We start from the raw sequence: 24,718 nt of genomic DNA on the forward strand, positions 1-24,718 counted from the left end.
TGAGGGTCCACAGGCATCTGCGTCTCGATCACGCGCCACGCCCGCCGTCTGTTCATCTCGAAGACCATCCGCAGATGCGCCAGAGCTTCGCGTCAAGCCGCGGCACCACCACGTCTTCCCAAGAGCTCTTTCAGCACTGTGTTATCCGGCATTCCTTTGGCGAGATGCAACTTCAGCTAGCTATTCTCTTCCTTGAGCACCCTAGCCGTTTGTCCACTGACGCACCTATCCCGGCGAATTTGCACTTCCGCCAAAGGCGTTACCGCCTCCTGCACGCGCAGGACAGCAATGACCTGTAATACGATAAAAACGTGAACGCTGCATCGCTCATCCCTTATTTCGGCCAACCCCTCCCCTTCCCTGGAGGAGTTTCAGGGTTTCACTTCATTTTCCACAATGGCGTGAAAATCAAAACTGCAAAAACATGTTCCTACAAGATCGTTACAATCTGCTGCGCTCAATCATAAGATAAGTTCTGCAAAAGGTAGTGGATTCATATTTCTGAAGGTGATTTTGTTTTTACTTAAATCAATCATCATATTGGTTTATATATTTGAGATAGTTGTGATATTTTACTATAATATCCATAATAGTGCCGGCAAAATATTCCCAATTGTTTTTAATGTATAAATTCAGATATGACTTTAATAATTCACCTGAAAATAAATACTGCATAGGGCCCAACGGGAGTGATGGCTTCGCGATAATATCATAATTCATCAGGTCTATTATAAAAAGTGCTCTTGCGGTTCTTCCGGTACCATCCAAAAAAGGATGGGTTGTGTTAAAGTCAGCAAATCGCCGAATTGCCCAAAGAAGTGGGGTGTGATAATCTGATATCTGGCGATTTTCACGTATAAAGAGACAATCCTCTATCTCCGATGTTTTAGGATATACAACTCTATACCCTCCAGGGCCACGGCTGGTCTGGGCACGATTCGTTCGAAATTGTCGCTCTGAGCCGTACAGCCAGCTGCCGAGACCTTCCATCGCTTCAACACCTCCAGCTCCTGGTGTGAACGCATTGCGATAGGCGTGCACGATGGCTTCTGTGCTGGGTCTAAGAAAAAATCGCCTCAAGCTTGGACCGCCCCCCTCTATTTTAAAGTATTTAGAGCGAATAGATTTTATGTCATGCTCCAACTGATACGCGAGACGCAATTCCAATCCGAATACATCTTCAGTATTTTTCCAAACTAGATCGCTCTCACAAAGCATGGACTGAACGGCGAGAGAGCGCTCAACAAGTCCTGGTGATGAGACATCCGGCAGGGCACTAATCCGGACGTGATGTTCATCTCCTTTCAAGATATATGTCTTGGGAGCAACTCTATCAGTTTTAGAGTATGATTCCCTATCAAACCCGCTTTCTGACATCATCTATCACCTAATTTCTTACCGACAATGTAGATGATCACCTCGAATGGGCGTATCGCCTAATAACTCCTTCAGAGTCGAGCAAGTCGGAATCCGGACAGTATCGCTATAACTATTATTATCCACCATTTTAGCTGAACTTAGAAGTATGATCGCATCCAAAATTGCGAATGGCTTCCTCTATAATTCGATGAGATAGCAGCCGCACCCAGCGTTTCAGTCCAATTAAATGCAACCTACAATAGCTCATGATTGTCAGCTCTCTATTCAGACTTTTAGGCAGGTAAAGATCAAAATGCTCCTCATGCTAAGTACTAATTTTTGTCTCTAATACAGTTCCGATAAAGGCTCAAATGAATGCGATGATCCCAAAACATACTTAGTCTCGAGCATTTTCTCGAAAGCGCCACTGACTGACGTTTCAAAAAATACTAACTGCCGAAACGCCGCGCTTTCTGGCCACATTACCCTCGCGATTGACTATTCCAGACTAGGCGACCAACACACCGACGTTCGCTCATCCAAACGCTTAAGGTTTGATGTCAGATGATTTTTCAGGCGAGAGCCTTCGGTCCCACATTGCCCACCATCGGTTCGCCTACGCTTCACATATGAGGACATGGCCCTTCCCTTGTTCCCCCTTGCCCGTATGACAAGACGGCCCAAGGAATATCGAGCCCCCCGTTTCAACAAAGCGTGCATAAGAATCTCGACGAAGATTCTAATCTGCGTTCTTGCTGGTTCTCTTACTCGTCATGACCGAACGGTCGATTAGATGGACACGGCCGCCGACTATAGTCACCACCCGGTCCGCCCGTTCCACCAATGCGGGTCGATGGGCCACGACGATGCGGGTGATGGGCATCTGGCTGATAGAGTCGGCGATGACATTCTCAGTCGCAGGATCGAGATTGGCAGTGCCCTCGTCCAGGATCAAAATCCTGGGATCGCGATAGAGAGCCCGGGCCAGAAGCACGCGTTGCCGCTGTCCACCCGACAGGGCGGAGCCCATATCGCCCACCAGCGATAGGAACTGCATAGGCATGGCGGCGATTTCATCATGGATGCGTGCGGCATGGGCGGCCGCATGAATCCGCTCCATATCCATATCGGGATCAAAGAAGCTGATATTATCCGCAATGGTGCCGGAGAGCAGCTGGTCATCCTGCGCCACCACTCCCACCTGGGCGCGCCAGCGCCGCCAGCCGATTGTATTCGCAGGCTTTCCATCCAGAAGGATCTCGCCTTCATCAGGTACATAAAGGCCCAGCATGAGTTTGAGCAGCGTAGACTTCCCGCCGCCGGAGGCACCAGTTATAGCAACAAATTCACCCGCCCTCACGTGTAGATCTGCGCCAGACAAGACGGGACGATCCCCGGCACCGTATTTGAAGACCACATTGCGGGCCTCGATCTCGCCTGTAATGTCCTCGAGTATGCCAGTCTCCGCACCAAGTGTTTCATCGCGTTCCGTATGGACAATGTCGCCGATCCGTTCCAGGTGCAGGCTTAGAAGGCGTAAATTAAACGCCTCGTTGATCAGAGCCATGACCCGGTCGGTAAATGTCTGGCGGAAGCTGAGATAGGCGAACAGCATGCCCACTGAGAAGCCATCGCCCGCCAGAATCATCTGCCCAGCCAGGTAAACGACAAAGATGGTCTGAATCCCTGCAATGCAGGTCTGGAGTGCATTGCGGATGATCTCGAACCGACTCAGCGAGAACTTCCGGTTCACCGTATAGGCAAACAGATTGCGCCAGGTACTCTCGCGTTCACTTTCTCGACCCATCAGTTTGAGTGTGCGCGAAGCGCGCACACTCTCGATCAGATGGCTTTGCTCCTTGGCCTGAGCGACGATGGCTTGTTCACTCCGTCGTCGCACCACCGGGTAAAAGGAAAAAGTGATGATCACGCTCAGCGCCAGAGCGACCAGAACCACCATCGTCAACGTGACCGAATAGAAGAATAGAATCACCAACGCGACCAACGCCATGACCCCGTCGATCAACGCAGTCGCTGCGCCCCGGGTTAATACATCCTGGATGGGCCGGGTCGACTGCACACGCGAGAGAATGTCACCCACGTGGCGCTTTTCATGAAAGCTGATTGGCAGGCGCAGCAGATGACGGACCATATTTCCGATCATCTGGAAGGTCATCAATTGCCCCACGACCTGCAGGGCATAGGCGCGCAAGGCGGTCAGCCCTGCCTGCAGGATCATCAGGGAGCCAAACCCAAGCGCAAGAACCGCCAGCAGCCCTGGATCACCGCGGGCGATCGCCTCGTCGATCACCAGCTGGATGTAGAAGGGCGCAGCGAACACCGCCACCTGCAGCACGGCGGACAGGACGATGATTTGTCCGAAAGAGGCCCAGAACCCCTCCATTTTAGACCACAGGCTAGTTAGGTGTGTGGATTGGGTGGCGCTTACGGGCTCGAATTCGTCCGCAGGGGTCAGTTCAAGTACCACTCCGGTGAAATGCTTAGAGGCCTCTTCAAAGCTCAGCGTCCGCTGCCCCATGGCCGGATCATGCACGGTGATGGACTTCGGCGTTGCCTTGGCTAGGACCACGAAATGATTGAGGTCCCAGTGCATAATAGCGGGCGTGCGCACCTTGCTCAGCGCTGCCAGCTCCACCTTCAGCGCCCGTGTTGCGAGCCCCAGCCCGTCGGCCATGGTCATCAGGGTTCGCAGGCTGGCTCCGGAGATGGACAGACCGGTGCGCTGGCGCATACCGTTGAGATCCACATCATGACCGTGCCAGCGTGCCACCATGGTCATGCAGGCCAACCCGCATTCGGCCGTTTCGGCTCCCATGATGATCGGTAGTTTGCGACCCTTGAACAGGTTCAATGCATCGTCTCGGGTCACGCGCGCCTCTGGGGAAATTGGCTGCCTGATTCAGGCTTTGGTCTTGCAGGCTTGAAACCGTACGCCATCCTTACCCCCTGCGTCCGGCTGCGAAGAGCGGATCGAAAAGCCATTCGATCAAACTGCGCCGGTCAAGAATTATATCAGCGTTTAACAGCAGGCCCGGCTGAAGCGGAATGGTCTCGCCATAGGCGTCGACCTCTGCGCGTTCTAGCATCGCCTCCACCCGAAAAACCGGTTCTTGCAGGTTGAGGCCGGGGATGGCAGCCTCATTCGGGGCTAGCACGGTACGCGAGATGGCGGTGATGGTGGCCTTACCCGAGCCAAAGCGCTGATGAGGATAGGCCTGATACATCAAGCGGACATCCTGTCCTACATGAATGAAGCCAGCGGCTCGGGTGGGTAAATAGAGCTCGGCTACTAACTCTCCATCCTCGGGCATCAACACAGCGACGGTCTCGCCCGGCGCTAGGGTCTGGCCTTGCCGTACGGGCAGGGCCGCTACCCGGACATCGGCCGGGGCAGTGATGACGCCCTCGTTGCGGGCGCTTTGCGTTGTGATGCGCTCATCCAGTGCTGCGCGTACGGAGGCTGCGCGAGCGCGCTCGGCTTCGATCTGCAAGGGAAGAGATTGAAGCGCAGCGCGAACTTCAAGAATCTGACGGGAGATCGTGGCGTCGTTGCGTTCCAGCGCGGCCAGCTCCTGGCGCGCGGCAAGCGCCATGAGACGACGGTCATCGAGCTCCCGGCCCGACATATAGCCTCGCTCTGATAAGATTACCGCGCGCTCTATCTGTTCATCGGCGAGTGTGATGCGTTCGCGCTGCAAGCTGATCTGGCGCGAGAGCCCGGCCCGCTCGGTCATGAACCCGTGCAACGCGCCTGTAAGCCGGGCTTCATCCTGTTCCATGCGGGCGATTTCAGCATTGGCACTGCGCTCGGCGGCATCGGTTTGTGCTTGTAGTGCGCTCATCACGCGTGCGCCCGATGCACCGTCCAGCGTGTCGGTATCGAGCCGCAAACGGGCGAGCGGGGCACCGGCGGACACGATATCGCCTTCCTGCACTAAAAGAGCCTCGATCTGGCCGCCTTGCAGGGCCAGGGCCCTGATCACGCCTTGGTCGGGTGTCAGCCAGCCCTGCACCATTTCCTTACGCGAATAGCTTGCAGTACTTGCGAAGATCACAACGCTGGCGATGGTGAGCGACGCAATCGCGATCAGAAGCTTTAACGGCAAAGGCAGAGCTAGAACCACTTCACCATCCAGCCGTTGCGTTGCGTGCTCCATGGCCTCCTTATGAAACAGGTTGGACATAGATCCTGCCCTCAAATTAGAATCTGAAACAGGAAACCACATTCCCGTAAAAGGTTTTTAATTATAATAATTTCCCTCATGAGGGGAGCGCAAGTGCTAATGTGTCAACATGGATATCACTTGCCCCAAGCCCATCGCCGCGATGACCTAGGAGTATTAAAGTCCCACGGACGATACTTTGCTGGCGTGACATCAGAACCAGAACTGGTTGATTATGATCTCTCTACCGTGGCTTCTTGATGGGCGTCACGCGATGAGATGGTAAGACTCGCCTATGAAATAAGCCTATTCCTAGCTTACGCGCTCTGCACCGTCGCTTCCAGGAATTACAGTTTACGAAAGGTTCAGAACGTTCTGGCCACAGCATCGTTGGGATCTGAATCCCGATGACGAAGATCTTAGCCCTGCTTCGAAAGAGAACATGTCGCTGACCCGTCCAAGTGTCCCGCTCGCGCACATGTAAGACGAAGACTGCGTCAAATGCTGCGAGAGGATCGCCCACTGCAAAGCCCGCGAATGGTCGCTACCGGGATCTGCCAGTTAGGCGCAGGAGGGGACGTAAAAACTAGCGGGTACTTGCGGCCCTAAATATGTTCATCTTAACGCGCAATCCTATCGGCAACACGACTCCAGATGGCCGTCTTTAATTACAGAATCACGGGCAAGCGGTCTTTGTGGAGAGCTCAGAGCCAGAAACCGACGGCAAATCGATGTTTCAAGTCTTGAGGTCCGGCATACTCGAAAAAGCATTACCGCAAATCTGCCCCGCTACGGCTTCAGCGCTTCGCGTTGCGCACGCGCAGTGAGATCAATGCCCAAGACCTTGACTGCGTCGACACCAAGCATTTCACGCGCCAGCGTTTCCCCTAAGGTTTGAAGCCTCTGAACCAGTTTTGCAAAGTCGACCACTTCACCTCCTGGGATTCGCCAGGTGCTTTGGCGACCCTGATTCACTAGAACAAATAGCCCCATCGATGAGTGACGATCTCTGAGATAGTCTCTGCAGAGCTGGTTCTCCAAGCGCTCAAAAAGTTTGGAGCCACTCCACTTCTCAGCCAATTTAAGTTCAATCGGAACTGGGCCATCAAAACCTGTCCCGAAGAAGCGAAGGTCAATGCGCTTCGCGTCAGCAAGCTCGTCCTCATTCGCAATGGTGTAACGACCGTTCGCACGCCGTCGAAGCTCCCAGCTAAGGAAATTTCGCATTTCTACTTCCTGCTCGATCTTTAAAAGAGTCGTTGCGACGCTGCTGTCACCATCTTCAAGGTCGGCTTTAAGGTCGGAGAATCTATGGACCGCCAGGTCAAATAGCTCCTGGTGATTTTTCGGTGTCCGTTCCTGTTCGCGATGAAATTCCAACACCTGCTTTGCTGACCACTTTTGTCCCTCCGCGTCCGTTTGCGCCTTTCTTCTGGCCTTTAAGAGATACCAAGAGCGAGCCGAGTCGTGAGGATGCTCTCGTGACAGCAAGTGCAAGGCAGAGAACGCGGCTTTGCCGGGTATCTCTTCAAGAAGCGATGTTAGGCGGTCTCTTGCGTTCTGGGCGTTGTCACGGAGATTTGGCGTGTAGACGCCCTTACCGACCCGGTCGATATCATCCTCTATCCGCACAATGGAATGGACTATCTCTATCAAGCGTTTGAGATGGACAGGCTCTCTAAAGGCATTCCGGGCGCTGATCCCAGAACTATGATGACTTCCAACCAGTCGTGTGATGAATCCCATGACAAGTTGCAAACCATCGTCATCGGCAAAGCTAGGCAGTCGGTCTTCTAACGCCTCAAGTGCCTCCTGCGGTGCGACGCCTGCCCAGGTCGCGAACCAAACAGCAAGATTATCGATCCGGACCAGTGTCCGGGATTTACGCGCCGCAAGCCGTGCGATTTCATTTGAGCTGATAGAAGACCCGTTGATGATTTTGTGCAGCTTCTCAAGCGACTGAAGATTATCAGGTTCTCTCCGGAGGCGTTTGAGCATGGGGGGGGCTACGCGGTCCCATAGCCATTGACCACTCCAGCTTACGTCATACAGCAGGTAGTGGAGTTCACGGTCTTTGGTCGCTTGGTCGAGCTCGTAATTGATCTCTGTAAGCACAAGTGTCGTGATCAGATCAGGGAACCGCTGAAAGACATGCTGGAGCCAATACGGGAAGCCGTTGAGTTCCTTGACGGCGTAGCGGAAAGCAATCCCCGCTTCGGCTTCCGTGAGATTACTAGCCCAGTCTTTCGTTTCGCTGGCTTCGATACCCAAGCCAACCATGCCGAGTATGGTCGAGAATGAAATGCTATTGGCGGGTGCGCCTTCTGAGACTAGCTTTGGCGAATTCTTGCGCCAGTAGGCTACCACGCCATCGCGGAAAGCTCGCGCGACCTCGGCACCTAACTCAGGTTCGAGAACGTTCCAGTCGGAATAAGTGTACTGGTTCCGATCCTCACTTAGACACCGAAGACGTTCGTACACATATTCTTGCGCATTGCTGACCGCAGTTGGATCGTCAAATCTGGGATTTCTAAGGTGATCAACATTCTTTGAAAGCCAGTCCCGCCAAGACCTGTGTGCTTCGTCTCGTTTGCGTTCCCGCTCTCGCTGGCTACGCTCGTAGTCGCGCTCCGACTGCTTATGTTTGCGTCGGGTAGAGTCAACTGGGGGGTGCATCAGTTTGCCGAGCTCTGCTTCCAGCGCGCCATCTCCGCTGGCGACTCGCCAAAGCGCTTTCCGATCTGCTGGTTTTCGACCTGAGTCCACATAGATGCTGAAGGCAAGGGACAGGGCGACAAGTTTGTCGTCCAGAAGATCACGCTCCCCAATCATTTGGACGGTCCGCCCGAAATCCTTCGTGTCGAAACGCGCAAATGACTTCCAGTAGCCACCTTGAATGAAGTGGGTGAGGCGTCGCCCCTCTTTTCGATCCAACGCGCGCTCGCGCCCGATATCTTCCCAGAAAATCGCGTCATTTAGCTCAGACCAGGAAGGCACTGATTTCGAGAGGTGGCCCTTCAGGTCGCGCAGACCACCGGCTTCATACAACCGGCCCGCTGAGACTTTCGGAATAGTCCCAGGAGGGGTTGGGCGAGGACGCTGGCGTGTTGGCTATCTACCAGCCTTGAAAGGCCTGCTGCGGTGGGTTCTATCAGCCATGCATACTGTTCGGAGACCTCGCAACCATATCGGTCAATAAGCGGTTCCTTTTCCAACAATGCGGCTAGGCAAGTCAGCATCGTAGGGAGATCGTCGATAGCCAGGCGATCGACGAACCCTGTCACCGCGTCGTCAAGTTCGTCCGCCCTGTGCGGGTTAGCGTCTGCAACCTTTCTGAGACACTGATCCAACCAAGCAATACTATGCTTAGTGGCCGGGGCGCGAAAAAGTAGCTGGGACAACCAGTCGCGCTTTAGTGGGGCGTTTTCTGCCGCAAACGCCGTCCTGATGGTGCTCAAATCCTCTGGGCTTGCGACCGCTTCAACCGCCCGAAATGCGGCGATCCGGAGGTGCTTTTCGCTTGCAGGGTTCGACGCAATGGCAATGGCTTCTGATGCCGCGCTGCCCAACTCGCCCTGCCAGATCATTCGGACGAGGAAGCTAAGGACTTTGGGGTCATTCTTGTACTGCTTGATAAGCTGCTTGATGTCGTCGGTGACATCGTCAGCAGCGAACCTCTGTACAGCCGCATAGTCGGTGACTGAGTGGTTGGATTTGTTCTCTGCAAGCCGCTCGCATACAGACCGTAAAAGTCGTCGCCGGGCTTCAGGCGCGAGCTGGCTAGGGTCGCCGCCCTCAAATAGCACCTCGGGTTCGATCCGTTCGACGCGGTCCCGAATTCTCTGATCAAATATGGCTAGCCAAGGCAGGACCAAACGGAGCCGGGGTACAACCACTTCGAGCCCGTACTGGGTCCGAAAGAAGAGCTGTTCAATGGTCTGCCGCGAGGTCGGCTTTGCCAGAAGATCTCTGAACCAGACTGCAGCCAGGTATTCGCGGACGGATCGGTGGTGAAAGCGAACGGTCCCATAAATAGCTTCGTCAAACACTGGGCGCGCCAGCAGAGCCGCGATGTCAGTGGCGTTCCAATCCGGAAGAAGATCACGGGCCGACAGGCCCGCCTCAGAGGACACGCCGTCGGGAACCTGAATATTGGGCTCCGCGGTGAGAACCGAAGCGCCAGCAAGACGGCACGCCGCCTCCTTAAGTCTCACGAGCTGGATTGGTCTGGCCTCATCCCGCGTCGGGTCCCGCTCGGCCAGACGTCTATCAACGCTCGCCTCAATGATTTCGAGCCTTGAGCCAATCTTTTTGTGTTGCGACCAGAAGCCGACCAGTTCCTCAAGGTCTTGTGGCCTGGAAGTGAATGACCAAGCATCAGCGCGCTCTACGGCTTCCAGAAATTCACGAGTGTCGGAAATCCCCCGAGCCTGCAGGAAGGCCTCGACCTGACTACGGTTAAGGTCATTCAGGGCTACAACAAGGAATGATGAATTGGCGTCTGCCTGAGGTTTGCTCTCTTGCGCTTTGCCGGTGCCTGACGCCCCATCATCTGGTGCTGTCTGGATGGGGGCGAACGGGATCTCCTTCGCGCATAAGGCTCGGTCGGTATTGGGCCTCCAGGCAGAGGCGCGCCCCGTTATAACCACATGTAGACGCTGTCTAGTCGACGCTACTTTGCGACCGATCCGCTTGATCGCTTTTTCAAAGTCCCCCGGATCACGGAGGCGCGCTTCATCAACCGAGTCGAGAAAAAGCCACGCCTCGTGGTCTGCTGCCAACCAAGCCTCAAAGTCCGTTAGGCTACCTTCTTCAAAAGCGATTTCGTCGATTGCGTCAGTTAAATGCTCAAGCCGCAGGAAGAATGCGCTCTTGCCCTCGCTAATCAGGCGCTTGGCCGCATTCCTGATCTCTTCAGTTTTGCCGGACCCTGCCTCGGACAAAATGATGACACGTCGATGCGTGAGAAGGTCAGACCACTTTTTGTAATTTGAACGACCGAGGAGGGCGAGATACTCGGATTGATCATCATCGACGTCTCCGAGCTCGCGGAATGTTCGATCAAGATCGATGAAATAGTCTTCTGAGGGGCGCATGGGATGTCTTATGGAAGGGATATTTTACCTTCAAGGGATTCGGCCGAGGGTGGGAGCCCGTTGGCGGAAATGGCATCTCGAACATAGGAATATACGGGCAGGAATTGACCCAGCCCCCTGATCCGGGCCGGAGGTTCTGAGGGCCTGACCACGGTTGGTCCGCTATCGGGATTTTCCGGACAAAGATTTTTACTGAACCGTTTTCCGCCTACGGCGGTTGCGCTCACCCACGCCGCGAAGCGCAAGCGCTTCACAGCGCGGCCGAGCACTCTGAACAACGAGACCGAAGAGTCACATCCCAGGTTTTTTTCAGTCCGGACGGGACGCACCATTTTTGATGAAATGACCGCGCACCAGTGATCTAGCGACGTGCACACGGATCAGCTTGTTAGAGCTGAATGTTTTGCCCGCACCATTCCGCGAAAGTTCCGCCTTTAGTACCTTTCTCGGCAGGTCTCACTGGCCCGCATTGGTGACAAACTTCAAATTAAACACGTTTGTTATCTTGATATTCTCAACCCGCCCCTCACACTCCTGAATAAGTTCACTGAGTGATGGAGGCGATTCATGCCGACCTCGACAGATCTATCGGACCTGCGCCGCACCTTCCTGAGCCGGGCCCATGACGACATCCAGGCCTTGCACGCCCGCCTGCAGACCGATGGAGGATCTGACGTTGATCCAGATTTGCTGGATGACGTCGCGAGGCTGTCGCATCGACTCCTGGGGTCGTACGGATCCTTTGGTTTTCCAGCCATGGCTCGCAATTTCGAGCTCATCGAGGAGGTCGCCCTCACCCAGCTTTCTTCGGACCTTGATGCTCGCCCCGCATTGAAACAGACGCGCCTGCCGGACATGATCGCCGACATGCTCGATCAGGCGGGCGTGCTCAGGGATCTGGGCTATGAGCCTCGTACCGAAGACCTGTCAGTGTCGCCCCTTGTGGACCCCAGGGACAACAAACGCATTCTCTTTGTGGATGACGACACCAATCTTCATGGCCTCGCTGAGATGTATCTCAAGGAGGAAGGTTATTCTTCAGTCATTTACGAGACATGCGCCAAAAACGCGGTCGAATACCTCAGCGCGCATTCCGTCGACGCCATAATCTGCGACTGGCAGCTTGAGGGCGACAATGGTCTCGACCTGCTCAGGAAAGTTCGCTCGGGCGGCTTGCAGCCCTCACGGGAAACGCCGTTCATTTTCATGACCGTCCCCTCCTCAAAGCAGGCGATCGAACGCGCCGGCCTGTACCGGCCGGATGGCTATCTCCTCAAACCCTTTGACGCGCATCGCCTTCATGGCGTTCTGGGGCGCGCGCTCGCGAACTGATCGGACACGGTGGGTAACGATTGCAATAGAACCCTCGCATAGAGTGGGCCCAGCCTTAACGGAGTCCTGTATGCCCAGCGCAAACCCGAGACGTGTCGTCGAACAGTTCTGCAACAGGTTTCCAGAACAACTTGCCGCCTTGACCCGGATCATGGGTGATGACAAGGCATCCCAATTCGAGCTCAAGCAGAACCTCAAATCTCTACATACGGAAAGTCACCGTCTGAAAGGCGCTGCGTACTGCATGGGATTTCCGATCCTGGGGGCGCAGTTCTTCAAGCTGGAACAGGATGCGGATGAGCTCCTGCAATCGAAACAGGACATCACGCCGAAGCGCATGGAGCGCATCTATGTCAGCTTGAGCAAGATTGCGAAACTGCGCAGCTATGTCACGGCCGACCATTCCAAGCTGGTGCAAAGTTTTGAGAATCCAGCGCCAAGATCCTATGGGGATGACCAGGCCGATGCTCTTCGAAAGCTCCTGAAGGTTCAACGCATCCTCTTTGTCGAGGACGATATATCCGTGCGCAATCTCGTGCGGGAACTTCTGACGGATATCGGCGTCGGCGAAGTTCGCATGGCGAGTTCGGGACAGGAAGCCTTGGCGCTGATGCGCACCTACACGCCGACCATGTTGCTTTCTGACTGGTACATGCAACCTGTAGACGGCTTGTCGCTTCTCAGGCAGGTGCGCTCTGGTCAGACCCGCCTTCCCAGCCAGACCCCCATCATCTTTCTGACGTCAGAGAACAACGCCGAGAAAATTCACTCCGTGATCCGGAACGGAGTCGATCATGTCCTCATCAAACCCTTCAATCGGGCTGTGGTCATGCGCGCCATCAGCCGGATCGCCCAGCAACAACGTCCGCACTAGCCGTCCAGACCTTCCCAGATCTTCAGCAAGCTCTCCGGCAAAGTCATCGGATCGAAAGGCTTGACGATGACCGACTGGGCGCCCGCGCTGATATAGGCGTCAAGTTCATGGGATTGCGCCTTGGCCGTCATGAAGATCACGGGCGTGTTCATGAGTTCCGGCTTCTGTCTGAGCGCCGCCAGAACCTCCAGCCCATTCATTCCAGGCATCATCATGTCCAGCATGATCAGCTGGGGTTCGTCTTGCCCAAGCCTGGCGAGCGCTGTTGGCCCGTCCTCGTAAAGCTGCACGCTGAAGCCGCCGATCTCACTGAGCGACATGTTCAGGATCATCCGGATATCCGGATCATCCTCGACACACGCGATCCTCTTGAGCGTCATCCGATGATCATCCGATCTGGGTCTGGAGGCTGATGAAGTCAGTCGTCTCGTCGACGAGGGGGTCAACGGCGACGGCGTCAACGATCGGAAGCAGGATATGGAAGACTGTCCCCTCACCGACCTTGGTGTCGAAACTGATCTCCCCATCAAAGGCTTCAACGAGGTTCTTGGTGATATTCAGGCCAAGGCCATTCCCGCCGACGCGACGTGTGGTCGAACTGTCAGCCTGGGAGAAGCGGTCAAAGATGCGTGGCTGGAATTCTTCCGGAATTCCGGGGCCATTGTCGGCCACGGAGATCCGGATATGGCCGTCCTCAAGCCTGCGCGTGAGAATTGTCACGGTCTCTCCGGCCGGGGAATATTTCGCCGCATTGGACAAGAGATTGACCAGCGCCTGGGTGAAGCGTGACACATCCAGACGGACGGGCGGGTCATCGGCCTTCAGGTCGAGCACGAATTGGACATCATGCTCCTCGGCCAGAACGCGATGGCTTTCCACGACATCCTGCACGAGGTCATCACAGGGCACCTCTTCCATCCGGTATTCCAGCTTGCCGGCGGCGATCTTCTCAAGATCGAGGATGTCATTGACCAGATGATGCAGACGGTCACAGCTACGTTGGGCCATATCCAGCAATGTGGACGCCTTCTGGTCATCCTTGAACTTCGCCTGCAGGCGTGCCTGAAGCAGGCTCAAGGAGCCCAGCATGGATGTCAGGGGCGTTCTCAGCTCGTGGTTCACCGTGGAGACAAACTCGTCCTTCATCACCTCCATCTGCTTGCGCGCTGAAATATCCCGGATCATCAGGCCGAAAAGCTTGCCGTCAGCCCTCTGAACATCACTCAGGGTCAGCTCGACAGGCAGGGGCTCAGCATTCTTCATGCATGCTTCCGCCTCGAAGGTTTCACCCACCAGATGCTGCTCGATGAAACACGAGATCTTCCGGACAGCTCCCTCACGCTCCTGCCGGACGCCATCCGGCAGCAGGACTGAAATATCCTGGCCGATCAGCTCGTCCTCTGCATATCCGAACATGACTCTTGCGGCTGGGTTCAGGGACTGAATGGATCCGTCCGGCCGCATCAGGATCAAGCCATCGATGATGTTCTCGAATGTATTGGCGCTCAGCTCATTCTGCTTGAGGGCCTGCGTCATCTCCATGAAGGCGCGACCCAGCTCGCCGATTTCGTCATTATTGCTGAAACTGATCGCTATGGGTTCCCGGGACTGGCCATAGGTGAGCACGGCCTCGGTCAACTCTCCCAGGGGGCGGGTCAGGCTGGTGACGAAGAGCAAAGACCCAATCGCGGTCAGCACCACCAGGCTGACCGCTAGCAACATGGATTGCTGGCGAATGGCGTAGGCGCCCTGCATCAGCGCTTCGTTCGGTTCGCCAACCAGAATCCGGAAGATCAGACCGTTCCCGCCACCCTCACCGGCTTCCAGGGTGTGGAGGACATAGGTGTAACCGTCGACGTCCTGAAGCGCTTCGGCATCCAGACTGAGGAGTTCAGGCGGCTCGAAGCCCGCCTGGAAGGCGAACTCATTGCGCACCACGCCCTGGTCCGGAAGGTAATGGATGAAATTGTCCTGGGAATCCGAGATGTAGACTTCATAGTCCGGCGCGGCCTCTAGCAGCGCCTCTTCCATGATCACGCGTATGTCGGAATTGATCACGATGATCCCGAAAGGGTCGCCTTCGGGCGTCCGCACAGAGACGATGGTCCTCACCGTTGGCGTCATGTCCCCGCTGGGACCGCCAAACTCGCGATTGACCGTAATGGGAGAGGTGTAGATGGCGTCCTGCGGCGTCATCAATCCAGGCTGGAAATAGAACTCCTCTCCCTTCCTCTGAAGCTCCTGCGCATCAACGATTTCATACCCTTCGGCCAAACGGTTGACGCGGACGATCTCTCGCCCGCCATCTTCTATGCCAATAAAGCGGATTTGCGTGTATTCACGCTCAACCTCGAGATGGGACCTGAAGATGTCCGCCAGTCTCTCCCGCCAGGTCTCGAGCGTGCTGCCATCATATGGGTCGACGCCATTGTTGGCTTTTGCCCGTATGATGCCCTCGATGGGCGGCGTATTGCGGATGATGAAGGCCTGATCATTCGCAATCTGGAACGCGCTTTGTATGTGAGCGGCGACCACGCGGGTCTCGGCATGCAGCTCCGCGCGCGCCGCGGTCCGGCTCATCGAACTGGCCTGGATAAAATTCGCAAATCCCACAACCATGGCGACGGAAACCGTCACCGTGACCACAAGGATGAGAATCTTGGCGCGAAGGGAGACAGTTGTGAGAATCGTGATCTCCATAAACACAACCAATGAATGCGATCAGGTTCGGCTGTGCAACTGAAAAAACAATGAACCATCAAGCGCGTTTCCGGCACCCCTTCCCCAAGGACACCGACTTCCCTTATTCAGCAGGGAATCTGTTTTCACCCGAATGCGCTGGATGATGATGACCGATAACCCCGACACTGCAGCCTGCTTTCCCTATCGTGATCGCGAGGCCATCGACTCAAAGCCGGTTGGAGCGCTGGATCGTTTGCTCGCCATCATGGACAGGTTGCGCGATCCCGACGGCGGTTGCCCCTGGGATATCGAACAGACATTCCGCACCATCGCCCCCTACACGATCGAGGAGGCCTACGAAGTCGCGGACGCGATCGAGCGCGAAGACATGGCTGAACTCAAGGACGAGCTCGGCGATCTTCTCTTCCAGGTCGTTTTCCATAGCCAGATGGCGCAAGAGGAAGGCCTCTTCCGCTTCGAGGACGTCGCCGACGCGATTTCAGAGAAGATGTTGCGTCGCCATCCCCATGTCTTCTCGGATGCGGATGCGCGGGACGCCCAATCCCAGATCAGCGCCTGGGAGGCCCAGAAAGCAGAGGAACGCGCGGCGAAGGCCGATAAAGACCCGTCTGTGCTGGCCAATCTGCCCGTCGCCCTGCCCGCCTTGTTGCGGGCTGAGAAACTCTCCAAACGTGCGGCCCGGGTCGGGTTTGACTGGCCGGACATCGATCAGGTTCTGGACAAGATCGAGGAAGAATTGACTGAAGTCCGGGAGGCCATCGCCGAGGACGACCCGGCGCATATTCACGAAGAGATCGGAGATCTCCTGTTCGCGGTTTCCAATCTCGCGCGCAAACTCCAGCTGGATCCGGAAACCGCACTGCGGGACGCCAACGCGAAATTCGAACGTCGTTTCCGCGGCGTGGAAGCGCGTCTGACCCGCGAAGGCGAGAGTGTTCAGGAGGCAGACCTTGAAACCATGGAAGCCCTGTGGCTCGCGGTCAAAACCGAGGAGCGGTCCTAGTCAGCCAGGCTGTCAGCCTCTTCGAAAACGCCATAACGCTGGTTGAATCGGCCGGCGTCCGCTTCACTCAGGCGCACATGCACGCTCACCACGCCCGTATCGCGATCTGTGGTCTCTGACAGGATCGCGCCATGGCGATGCACAAAGGCCAGCGCTTCCGCATCAGACGGGCCGAACTCCAGGCGCAGGGCGACATCATCAACGGACAGGGCCAGTTCGACCTGTTCCAGAAGCGCGTCAACGCCCGCCCCCGTCACGGCGGAGGTCACGATGCTGACAGGCCCGTTATCCCGCTTGGGCAGCTTGGCGCGCCAGACCAGCTCTTCATGATCCTCAGCAGACAGCTGATCAGCCTTGTTCCAGGCTTCAATGACGTGCTGGTCTGCTTCTGCTCCGGCGCCCAGGGCGGCCAGGACCGATTCCACATCCGCCTTGCGGCCTTCATGGTCGGGATCGGCCATGTCGCGCACATGGATGAGTACATCCGCCTCGATCACCTCTTCGAGTGTCGCGCGGAACGCTGCAATCAGCTCGGTCGGCAAGTCCGTGATGAAGCCCACCGTATCACTCATCAGGACGCGGCGGCCTGAGGGCAGTTTGACGCCGCGCACCGTGGGATCCAGCGTTGCGAACGGCATGTCCTTGGCGAGAACCTGTGCGTCCGAGAGCAGGTTGAAGAGGGTCGACTTGCCCGCATTCGTGTAACCGACAAGGGCGACTGTGGGCCAGGGCGCGGTCTGGCGCTTCTTGCGGTGCAGGGAGCGGGTGCGCTTGACCTCGTCCAGCTCGCGGCGGAGCTTGGCCATCTTGTCCGCGAGAATACGACGGTCCGTTTCGATCTGGGTTTCCCCCGGACCGGCCAGGAAGCCGCGACCGCCGCGCTGGCGCTCAAGGTGGGTCCAGGTGCGCACAAGGCGCGAGCGCTCATACGCCAGGCGCGCCAGCTCGACCTGCAATCGGCCCTCGCGCGTTTGCGCGCGCAAGCCGAAGATCTCGAGGATCAGACCGGTCCGATCAATCACCTTGGCATTGAGCTTCTTTTCCAGATTGCGTTGCTGGATGGGGCTCAACGCAGCGTCAATGATGACGACCGTGATCTCGGCGTCTTTCACGCGTTCAGCGATCTGCGCGATCTTGCCGGTGCCGAAGAAGCCGCTCGCCTCAACACGGCGCAGCGGCTCGATGCGGGCTTCCGCCGTGACCAGATCCAGAGCTTGCGCCAGGCCAATGGCCTCTTCCAACCGCGCCTGAGCGCGATTGGCGTCCGTCCCCGGATATTGCGGAGAGAGAACGAGTGCGGTTTGCGGCGCGGGCTTGCGGTCGATCAATCCTCGGCGTCTCCTTCGGCCTCGTCCTTGTCAAACAGCTGGACGGGCTGGCTTGGCATGATGGTGGAAATGGCGTGCTTGTAGACAAGCTGGATCTGGCCTTCGCGGCGAAGCAGAACGCAAAAATTGTCAAACCAGGTGACAACGCCCTGAAGTTTTACGCCATTGACCAGAAAGATGGTGAGAGGAGTCTTGCCCTTGCGAACCGTGTTGAGAAAAACGTCCTGCAGGTTTTGTTTCTTATCGTTAGACATCGGCCTTATCGCACTTGAATTCCGGCGCAATCCGTGCGCCCCCTCAGTTAGGTAAACATACCTTGGCCTGGCTGCAACAGGATTGCCTGTCAGCGCTCAGTCAGTCACGTGCGAAGATGACATAAAACGCGGCGGCCGCAGCCAGCACTTCCAGCCGTCCCAGCACCATGATGAACCCGGATACCGCCAGCGCTGCTGGCGGAAGCGCTGCGTAATCAACGCCTGCCAGCGGTCCCGCATTCACAAGTGAAGCCGTTGACACCATCCAGGCCTGTTCAAAGGTCACTCCAGCGGCGCCAAGCGCCACGGCCCCGAGTCCGAGCGCGGCCGGATAGGCCAGCGCGTACACCCAGACGCCGGCGAGCGCCGAATCACTGACAGGCCGACCAATGAACCGGGTCCGGACCGCAGCGGACGGATGGCTGAGAGAGGAGAGCTCGCCTCCCGCCCGGCGCAGCAGGAGCAGGATGCGCGGCATCTTGATGCCGCCGGAGGTGGAAATCGTCGATCCGCCCGCCATGGCGATCAGCACAAGCAGGGTCAGGGGCAGAACCGGTGCGGCCTGGGTCTGGAACCCGGCTGTGGTCACGGCGAACACCATGTTGAGCGCCCCGGAAAGCGCCTGTCCCGGGTGACCGCTCACGGCCAGATAGAGCGCCGCGCCGAGCCCAAGCACCAGGATGGCGCGCAACTCTCCGCTCCCCCGGCTGATGCGCCTGCGGGATGCGAGATCATACTGCACCGCCATGTTCCAGGCGCCAGACAGGCAGATCAAAGCCAAGACGCACTGGGCCAGGGGCGACATCCACAAATCAAGCGCTTCGGACCGCGGCGTCAGGCCCGCAGTCGCAAGCCCCGACAAGGCCAGGCACAGGCTGTCATAGGGCGGCGTGCCCAGCAGCAGCAGCAGCATGAACCCTGTCAGTGTCAGGCCCATATAGATCGCGCCGAACCGGCGCAGCGCCCGTCCGAAATTGGTGAAGAGATCGGCGTGCTCCACGGTCAGCAGATAGGTTCGTCGCAAGCCCACGCCGCGTCGGTCCAGCGCCGCAAAGACGGTCGCCGCCAGAACCAGACTTCCAAGACCGCCCAGCCAGGCCAGCACGCAGCGCCACAAGGTAATGGACACGCCAGCCGCTTCCGGGCTCAGCGTGATTGCGCCAGTGGTCGTCAGCGCCGAGAAGGCCTCGAACACGCCGCGAGGCAAGGAACCCGTCGCCGCGACAAGGGGCGGCGCCGCCAGCAGCGGCGACAGCAACCAGCCAAACAGGGCGAGACGCAGGGCCGCACTCGCTCCGGCCGGGCTGTGCACCTTGCGCGTCCCCGCCAGCGTGACCCCGCCCAGGAAAACCCCCAGCACCACCGTGACCGTGAAACCGCGTGCAATGTCGGCCCGACCTTCCAGCCCTGCGAACAGAATGAAAGGGGCGGCCGCCGCACTAATGAACAGAGCGCACCAGGCCAGGGCCCGAAAGAACCGGGGCGACCACTTCATGGGTCTAGAAGTACTCGAGACTGACGCGGAACAGCTGTTCGACCTTGGGCACCGAGGCCTTCAGCGCAAAGAAAATGACCCGGTCATTTTCCTGGATGACCACCGAATCGCCTCGGAAATAGACATGCTCCCCACGCACCATGGCGCAGATCGCGACGCCTTCTGGCGGTTCGAGCGTGCTCAGGTTCTGCCCCACAAGCGGGGAAGTGGACAGCGTCACGCCCTCGAGCGCTTCAGCCATGCCGTCGCCCATGGTCTGCAGGCCGGTAATGCGACCCCGCCTGATATGCTGGAGAATTGTGGAGACCGTCACGGCCCGCGGGTCGATCATCACATCCACATCCAGCGCTTCCTGAACCGGGTGGAAAGCCTGATTGTTCACAAGGCAGAGAGACCGCGCTGCGCCCTCTTTCTTGGCCATCACGCCGCTGAGCAGATTGACCTTGTCATCATTGGTCAGGCAGAGCGCCAGTTCAGCGTCCTCGACCCCGGCTTCACGCAGCACGTCCCGGTCCAGACCATCCCCGTGCAGAACCACGGTCCGCCGCAGGGCGTCCGCCGCATGCTCGGCCTGGGCCTTGTCGCTCTCAATCAGACGCACACGCACGCCGCCAACGCGTTCCAGAGCCTTGGCGACGTAAAGCCCGATATTGCCCGCGCCGATGATCACGACACGTCGGGCGCGCGGCGCCGAGCGGCCAAACACGTCCAGAGCCCGCTTCACATGACCCGCCGCCAGGCTGACATAGATATCATCTCCCGGCATGAGCGGATCATCGTCCTGGGGGATGAACAGGGTCTGGTCGCGCTGCACGCCCACAATGTCGAAACCGAGATCAGGGAACAGCTCGGCCATCTGCGCACGGGTGCTCGCGGCGACCGGAGACTGCTCATCCACCCTCAGACCGAGCACCTGCACCCGACTATTGGCGAAGGGAGCCGTGGCAAAGGCGCCGGGCGTCTCCAGTCGCTGGAGGATCGAACGGCTCACTTCAAGCTCGGGCGAGATCGTCACATCGATGGGGAGCGCGCCTGAAGAGAAGAGATCTCCCCAGCGTTTGTCGAGATAGCTCTGGGCGCGGACCCGGGCGATGCGCGTGGGCGTATTGAAGAGCGAGTGGGCGACCTGACACGCGACCATGTTGGTCTCATCCGAATAGGTCACGGCCACAAGAAGGTCCGCGTCCCGGATACCCGCTCGATCCAGAACGTCCGGATGGGAGCCATGCCCCACCACGCCGCGCACATCGAGATCGGTGGTCACCTTGTCGATGAGCTCGCGCGACCAGTCCACGACCGTCACCGCGTTGCCTTCAGAGGCGAGCTCCCGGGCGATGCCGTAACCCACACGCCCTGCCCCGCACACAACAGCTTTCATAGGATGATTTCAGCCGGGCCTAGCCGGCGTCCTCTGTATCGATGTCATCGCCCTTGCGGTTCAGGCTGCCGACGCCAAGGGTTTTGAGTTTCCGGTGAAGCGCGGAACGCTCCATGCCGATAAAATTGGCCGTACGCGAGATATTGCCCCCGAACCGGTTGATCTGGGCCTTTAGATATTCCCGTTCGAAATTCTCACGCGCATCCCGCAAGGGCAAGGCGATCATGCGCTCTGCATCCAGCCCGGTCTCGGTGCTGGCCGAACGCCCTGCGACTTCGGACGGCAGCGAGTCCAGGGTCACCGGCTCATCCGGAGATCCGGTCGCCAGGATCAGCAGGCGCTCAACATTATTGCGCAGCTGTCGGACATTGCCCGGCCAGTCATGCGCCTGAAGCGCCGCCATGGCGTCATCGCCGATCCGGCGCATGGGCAGACCGGACATGGCGGTCAGGCGCTCGAGGAAGTGATTGACGAGCAGCGGGATATCCTCGCGCCGCTGAGAGAGCGACGGAACGTCCAGCGGAACGACCGCGAGACGGTGATAGAGATCCTCGCGGAACAATCCCTGGGAGATCATGCCCTGCAGGTCCCGGGCTGTGGAGGACAGGACGCGGACATTCACCTGCACATCCTGAGCGCCGCCAATCCGACGAAACCGTTGCTCGACCAGCATGCGCAGGAGCTTGGCCTGGGTCGCCACGGGCATGTCGCCCACTTCATCAAGGAAAAGCGTCCCGCCATGGGCCTGTTCGAGCAGCCCCACCCGGTCCACGCCGCTCTCGGTCTCGGCGCCGAACAATTCGGCCTCGACGCGCTCTGGCGACATCATGGCGGCGGAGACCGGAACGAACGGTCCGTCTGACCGGCCGGACTGGGCATGGATGAGACGGGCGATCAGTTCCTTGCCGGATCCCGAAGGCCCGGAGATGAGGACACGGGAATTGGTCGGCGCCACCCGATCCACGGTCTGACGCAATTGAACCGCAGCGGCGGATTCTCCGATCAGATCGTTGTGGATTTCAGACTTGGCGCGCAACTCGGCATTCTCGCGACGCAAGCGGCTGGCTTCAAGCGCCCTCTCAACAGTCAGGAGCAACTTATCGGACTTAAACGGCTTTTCGATAAAGTCGTAAGCCCCTTTCCGGATCGCAGCAACCGCAGTTTCAATCGTGCCGTGCCCAGAAATCACCACGACCGGAAGGTCCGGCGCCACGCGCTTGATCTCGGTGAGAAGCTCAATTCCATCCAGTCGGCTGCCCTGAAGCCAGACATCCAGAACCGCCAAAGCGGGTTTGCGATGCCGCACCGCCTTGAGCGCCGTGTCTGAATCGCCCGCATAACGCGGCTCATAGCCTTCATCTTCAAGAAGTCCGCCGATGAGCTCCCGGATATCGGCTTCATCATCAACAATCAGGATGTCGAGCGACATTGCGTTCAAGCCTCCGCCTGCGCCGGATTGTCCGGCGCGTCCGTCTCGGGTTCAAGCAAGGGAAAGACCAACCGCACGACGGCGCCGCGCTCCAGATCGGGACGATCGTCGAGCTCCAGTCGACCGCCATGGTCTTCCATGATCCGCCGCACAATGGCGAGACCGAGACCCGTCCCCTTTGCGCGCGTGGTCATATAGGGTTCCGTCAGCCGGGCCCGGTCATGCACAGGCCAGCCCAGGCCGTTATCGTTGATCTCAATGATCGCCTGGCTGGAGTCCGCGCCCACGGAGACGGCGATCCGGCCGCCCGCCTTCGAGCCGTCCTCCTCCATGCGCGCCGAAACGCTTTCAGCGGCGTTCTTAAGCACATTGGCGAGCGCCTGTCCCACCAGTCGGGAATCGCACTCGATGGTGATCGGTCCGCCCTGAATGGTCAGCAGCACCTGCAGATCCGGCGACGCCACCCGCTGGGCGAACACGCAGGAATTGGCGATGTCCACAAGGTCGGAAACTTCCATCTTCGGCGCGGGCATGCGGGCAAAGGCCGAGAACTCGTCCACCATCCGGCCAATATCGCTGACCTGGCGCACGATGGTGTCGACGCACTTGTCGAATGTCTCAAGGCCCTCTTCGTCGATCTGCTTGCGATAACGACGCTTCAAGCGCTCCGCCGAGAGCTGGATCGGCGTGAGCGGGTTCTTGATCTCGTGAGCAATGCGGCGCGCGACATCGCGCCAGGCGGCGCTGCGCTGGGCCGCGACCAGGCGGGAGACATCGTCAAAGGTGATCACCACGCCGCCATCGTCATCCTGGGCGGCCCGGACACTGAGATTGACCGTCGAGACGCCCTCTTCCGTGATATCCAGCTGACGCTCGGCGATCTCGTCCGGGCGACGGTGGACGGCGAGGAACACCTCGGCGAAGACAGGCAGGACCTGATCAATCATTTCTCCGACCAGAACCGAAGGCTCACGCCCCAGAAGCTGGGAGGCCGAGCGGTTCACCAGCGATATCCGGCCGTCCGGCTCGAGACCGATGACGCCGGCGCTGACCCCGGTCAGCACCGCCTCGATGAAGGCGCGACGGCGTTCGGATTCCGCGTTCGCCTCCAGCAGGGCGCTCCGCTGGCTTTCCAGCTGACGCGTCATCCGGTTGAAGGCGCGGCTCAGAGCCGCGATCTCGTCATTGTCGCGCGCCACCTGAACCCGGGCGCTCAATTCGCCACGACGCACCAGCTCGGCCGCCGCCACCAGACGACTGACCGGCGAGACCACCTGCGCGGCCGCGCTGAGCGCCAGCCAGACCGCGCCCAGGAAGACCAGAAGCGCAGCCAGCGCATAGACGAAGAAGAAGCTGATGCGCATCTGCTGCTCGCTGGCGACCGCATCCCGGAAGGAATGGGTGGCTTCCTGCGCAGCGACCAGCAGGGAGAAATCCACATAGACCAGCGAGTAGAGATAGGCGTCATCATACTCGGACATGCGCAGCAGAAGGCGGACATAATCCGGACCATCCTCTCGCAGCACAGGCGCGGAAACGCTGATATCGCCTTCATTGGCGATTTCAAGCATCTGCTGGGAAGGCGCGCTGAACGGCGGGGTGTCAGGCGCTTCCTCGCTTCGCGCCAGGATCGTCGCCTGGGAGTCGATGACATAGACGACCGGCAGGTTGCGCACGCGCGCCTGCGTGGTCAGATATTCATTGTAGCGGATCCTTTGGTCCTGCAGTGATTGCACGGCATCGGGATAGGACAGGTCCTGCCGCATGCCCCGCATGTGCGAGCCCGTGCCTTGCAATGCGACCTGAGGCCATTCATTGCCCAGATCCGCCGTGGTCTCGACCAGGGTGTTGATCCGCTCGGCAAACCAGAATTCCACACCCCGATTGAGCACAAGCGCCTGAAATCCCGCCATGAGAACGGCCGGCACCACAGCCGCAACGGCGAACAGGGTGATGAAGCGCACCTGCAGTCGCGGGGTCGCGGAAGCGCCGTTCTTGGCGCCGCGCAACTGCTCCATGACCCGCAAATATACGGCGATCGCCAGCACGCCGAGAAGCGCCGCGATCAGAGCCATGAGGGTGATGAATCCCCATCCCCCCGGCCCGAACCGGCCTTCATTGAAAACGGCGAGGAGGCCGAGCAGAACCACGCCCAGCGTCGCGATTGCGAAGCCAAGCAGGAACAGCGTCGATTGTCTCCAAGCTGGATTGCCCGCAAACTTCGGCAAGTTGCGCGTCTCCTCACATCCCCTCGGCGAACAGATTGGCCCAGATGTGACGGAA

The 24,718-nt window shown here is 58.2% G+C and carries 16 protein-coding genes; 3 read left to right on the forward strand and 13 right to left on the reverse strand.

Going from position 1 to position 24,718, the window contains the following annotated elements:
* Positions 1 to 528 precede the first annotated feature (528 nt).
* The 5 genes from OA2633_RS15710 to OA2633_RS15130 form a co-directional block, all read right to left on the reverse strand.
* Complete coding sequence (locus tag OA2633_RS15710; RefSeq protein ID WP_083783169.1) at positions 529 to 1,380, reverse strand: Fic family protein; 852 nt, start codon at positions 1,378 to 1,380, stop codon at positions 529 to 531.
* Positions 1,381 to 2,098: 718 nt separating this feature from the next.
* Complete coding sequence (locus OA2633_RS02420) at positions 2,099 to 4,249, reverse strand: peptidase domain-containing ABC transporter (RefSeq protein WP_009800884.1); 2,151 nt, start codon at positions 4,247 to 4,249, stop codon at positions 2,099 to 2,101.
* A 70-nt stretch (positions 4,250 to 4,319) separates the two neighbouring features.
* Positions 4,320 to 5,564: an HlyD family secretion protein gene (locus OA2633_RS02425; protein WP_009800885.1), complete on the reverse strand. Its 1,245-nt coding sequence runs from the start codon at positions 5,562 to 5,564 to the stop codon at positions 4,320 to 4,322.
* 768 nt (positions 5,565 to 6,332) lie between these two features.
* Positions 6,333 to 8,591, reverse strand: a complete 2,259-nt coding sequence (locus tag OA2633_RS15125) for a hypothetical protein (RefSeq protein WP_009800886.1) — start codon at positions 8,589 to 8,591, stop codon at positions 6,333 to 6,335.
* Complete coding sequence (locus tag OA2633_RS15130; RefSeq protein WP_009800887.1) at positions 8,561 to 10,639, reverse strand: hypothetical protein; 2,079 nt, start codon at positions 10,637 to 10,639, stop codon at positions 8,561 to 8,563. Before OA2633_RS15130 ends, OA2633_RS15125 begins: the two co-directional genes overlap by 31 nt.
* A 567-nt stretch (positions 10,640 to 11,206) precedes the next feature.
* Between OA2633_RS15130 and OA2633_RS02435 the strand changes: the two genes are divergently transcribed.
* Together OA2633_RS02435 and OA2633_RS15135 are read left to right on the forward strand one after the other, a co-directional pair.
* Positions 11,207 to 11,971, forward strand: coding sequence for a response regulator (locus OA2633_RS02435; RefSeq protein ID WP_009800888.1), 765 nt, complete (start codon positions 11,207 to 11,209; stop codon positions 11,969 to 11,971).
* Positions 11,972 to 12,041: 70 nt separating this feature from the next.
* Complete coding sequence (locus OA2633_RS15135) at positions 12,042 to 12,845, forward strand: response regulator (RefSeq protein WP_256377098.1); 804 nt, start codon at positions 12,042 to 12,044, stop codon at positions 12,843 to 12,845.
* Here the strand turns inward: OA2633_RS15135 and OA2633_RS02445 are convergent.
* Together OA2633_RS02445 and OA2633_RS15140 are read right to left on the reverse strand one after the other, a co-directional pair.
* Positions 12,842 to 13,225 carry a response regulator gene (locus tag OA2633_RS02445; protein WP_009800890.1) on the reverse strand — a complete coding sequence of 128 codons (384 nt, stop codon included), beginning with the start codon at positions 13,223 to 13,225 and terminating at the stop codon, positions 12,842 to 12,844. The two genes, OA2633_RS15135 and OA2633_RS02445, sit on opposite strands and share 4 nt — an antisense overlap.
* A 7-nt stretch (positions 13,226 to 13,232) precedes the next feature.
* Positions 13,233 to 15,545 carry an ATP-binding protein gene (locus OA2633_RS15140; protein WP_009800891.1) on the reverse strand — a complete coding sequence of 771 codons (2,313 nt, stop codon included), beginning with the start codon at positions 15,543 to 15,545 and terminating at the stop codon, positions 13,233 to 13,235.
* Between the two features lie 133 nt (positions 15,546 to 15,678).
* Between OA2633_RS15140 and mazG the strand changes: the two genes are divergently transcribed.
* Positions 15,679 to 16,551 (forward strand): nucleoside triphosphate pyrophosphohydrolase, encoded by an 873-nt coding sequence (mazG, locus tag OA2633_RS02455; protein ID WP_009800892.1) that lies wholly within the window; start codon positions 15,679 to 15,681, stop codon positions 16,549 to 16,551.
* On the opposite strand, the gene hflX is transcribed toward mazG, so the two are convergent.
* From hflX to OA2633_RS02485, 6 genes are all read right to left on the reverse strand, one after another.
* The gene (hflX, locus tag OA2633_RS02460; RefSeq protein WP_009800893.1) at positions 16,548 to 17,879 is read right to left on the reverse strand and encodes a GTPase HflX; all 1,332 of its coding nucleotides are present in this window, start codon (positions 17,877 to 17,879) and stop codon (positions 16,548 to 16,550) included. The genes mazG and hflX overlap by 4 nt on opposite strands.
* On the reverse strand, positions 17,876 to 18,133 hold the full coding sequence (gene hfq / locus OA2633_RS02465) for an RNA chaperone Hfq (protein WP_009800894.1): 258 nt from the start codon (positions 18,131 to 18,133) through the stop codon (positions 17,876 to 17,878). The genes hflX and hfq overlap by 4 nt, the downstream gene beginning before the upstream one ends.
* A 100-nt stretch (positions 18,134 to 18,233) precedes the next feature.
* Positions 18,234 to 19,628 (reverse strand): potassium transporter TrkG, encoded by a 1,395-nt coding sequence (locus OA2633_RS02470; protein ID WP_009800895.1) that lies wholly within the window; start codon positions 19,626 to 19,628, stop codon positions 18,234 to 18,236.
* A gap of 4 nt (positions 19,629 to 19,632) precedes the next feature.
* Positions 19,633 to 21,006 carry a Trk system potassium transporter TrkA gene (gene trkA / locus OA2633_RS02475; RefSeq protein ID WP_009800896.1) on the reverse strand — a complete coding sequence of 458 codons (1,374 nt, stop codon included), beginning with the start codon at positions 21,004 to 21,006 and terminating at the stop codon, positions 19,633 to 19,635.
* 19 nt (positions 21,007 to 21,025) lie between these two features.
* Positions 21,026 to 22,435 carry a sigma-54 dependent transcriptional regulator gene (locus OA2633_RS02480; protein WP_009800897.1) on the reverse strand — a complete coding sequence of 470 codons (1,410 nt, stop codon included), beginning with the start codon at positions 22,433 to 22,435 and terminating at the stop codon, positions 21,026 to 21,028.
* A 5-nt stretch (positions 22,436 to 22,440) separates the two neighbouring features.
* The gene (locus OA2633_RS02485; protein WP_009800898.1) at positions 22,441 to 24,663 is read right to left on the reverse strand and encodes a PAS domain-containing sensor histidine kinase; all 2,223 of its coding nucleotides are present in this window, start codon (positions 24,661 to 24,663) and stop codon (positions 22,441 to 22,443) included.
* Positions 24,664 to 24,718: the final 55 nt, after the last annotated feature.

Origin of the sequence: Oceanicaulis sp. HTCC2633 (genome assembly GCF_000152745.1) — a bacterium.
Classification (GTDB): domain Bacteria; phylum Pseudomonadota; class Alphaproteobacteria; order Caulobacterales; family Maricaulaceae; genus Oceanicaulis.

Excerpts from the sequence above, each read along its gene's own strand:
- OA2633_RS15710 (WP_083783169.1), bottom strand. The coding sequence starts at position 1,380 with ATGATGTCAGAAAGCGGGTTTGATAGGGAATCATACTCTAAAACTGAT.
- OA2633_RS02425 (WP_009800885.1), bottom strand. The coding sequence starts at position 5,564 with ATGTCCAACCTGTTTCATAAGGAGGCCATGGAGCACGCAACGCAACGG.
- OA2633_RS15130 (WP_009800887.1), bottom strand. The coding sequence starts at position 10,639 with ATGCGCCCCTCAGAAGACTATTTCATCGATCTTGATCGAACATTCCGC.
- OA2633_RS02435 (WP_009800888.1), top strand. The coding sequence starts at position 11,207 with ATGCCGACCTCGACAGATCTATCGGACCTGCGCCGCACCTTCCTGAGC.
- OA2633_RS15135 (WP_256377098.1), top strand. The coding sequence starts at position 12,042 with ATGCCCAGCGCAAACCCGAGACGTGTCGTCGAACAGTTCTGCAACAGG.
- OA2633_RS02445 (WP_009800890.1), bottom strand. The coding sequence starts at position 13,225 with ATGACGCTCAAGAGGATCGCGTGTGTCGAGGATGATCCGGATATCCGG.
- OA2633_RS15140 (WP_009800891.1), bottom strand. The coding sequence starts at position 15,545 with ATGGAGATCACGATTCTCACAACTGTCTCCCTTCGCGCCAAGATTCTC.
- mazG (WP_009800892.1), top strand. The coding sequence starts at position 15,679 with ATGCGCTGGATGATGATGACCGATAACCCCGACACTGCAGCCTGCTTT.
- hfq (WP_009800894.1), bottom strand. The coding sequence starts at position 18,133 with ATGTCTAACGATAAGAAACAAAACCTGCAGGACGTTTTTCTCAACACG.
- OA2633_RS02470 (WP_009800895.1), bottom strand. The coding sequence starts at position 19,628 with ATGAAGTGGTCGCCCCGGTTCTTTCGGGCCCTGGCCTGGTGCGCTCTG.
- trkA (WP_009800896.1), bottom strand. The coding sequence starts at position 21,006 with ATGAAAGCTGTTGTGTGCGGGGCAGGGCGTGTGGGTTACGGCATCGCC.
- OA2633_RS02480 (WP_009800897.1), bottom strand. The coding sequence starts at position 22,435 with ATGTCGCTCGACATCCTGATTGTTGATGATGAAGCCGATATCCGGGAG.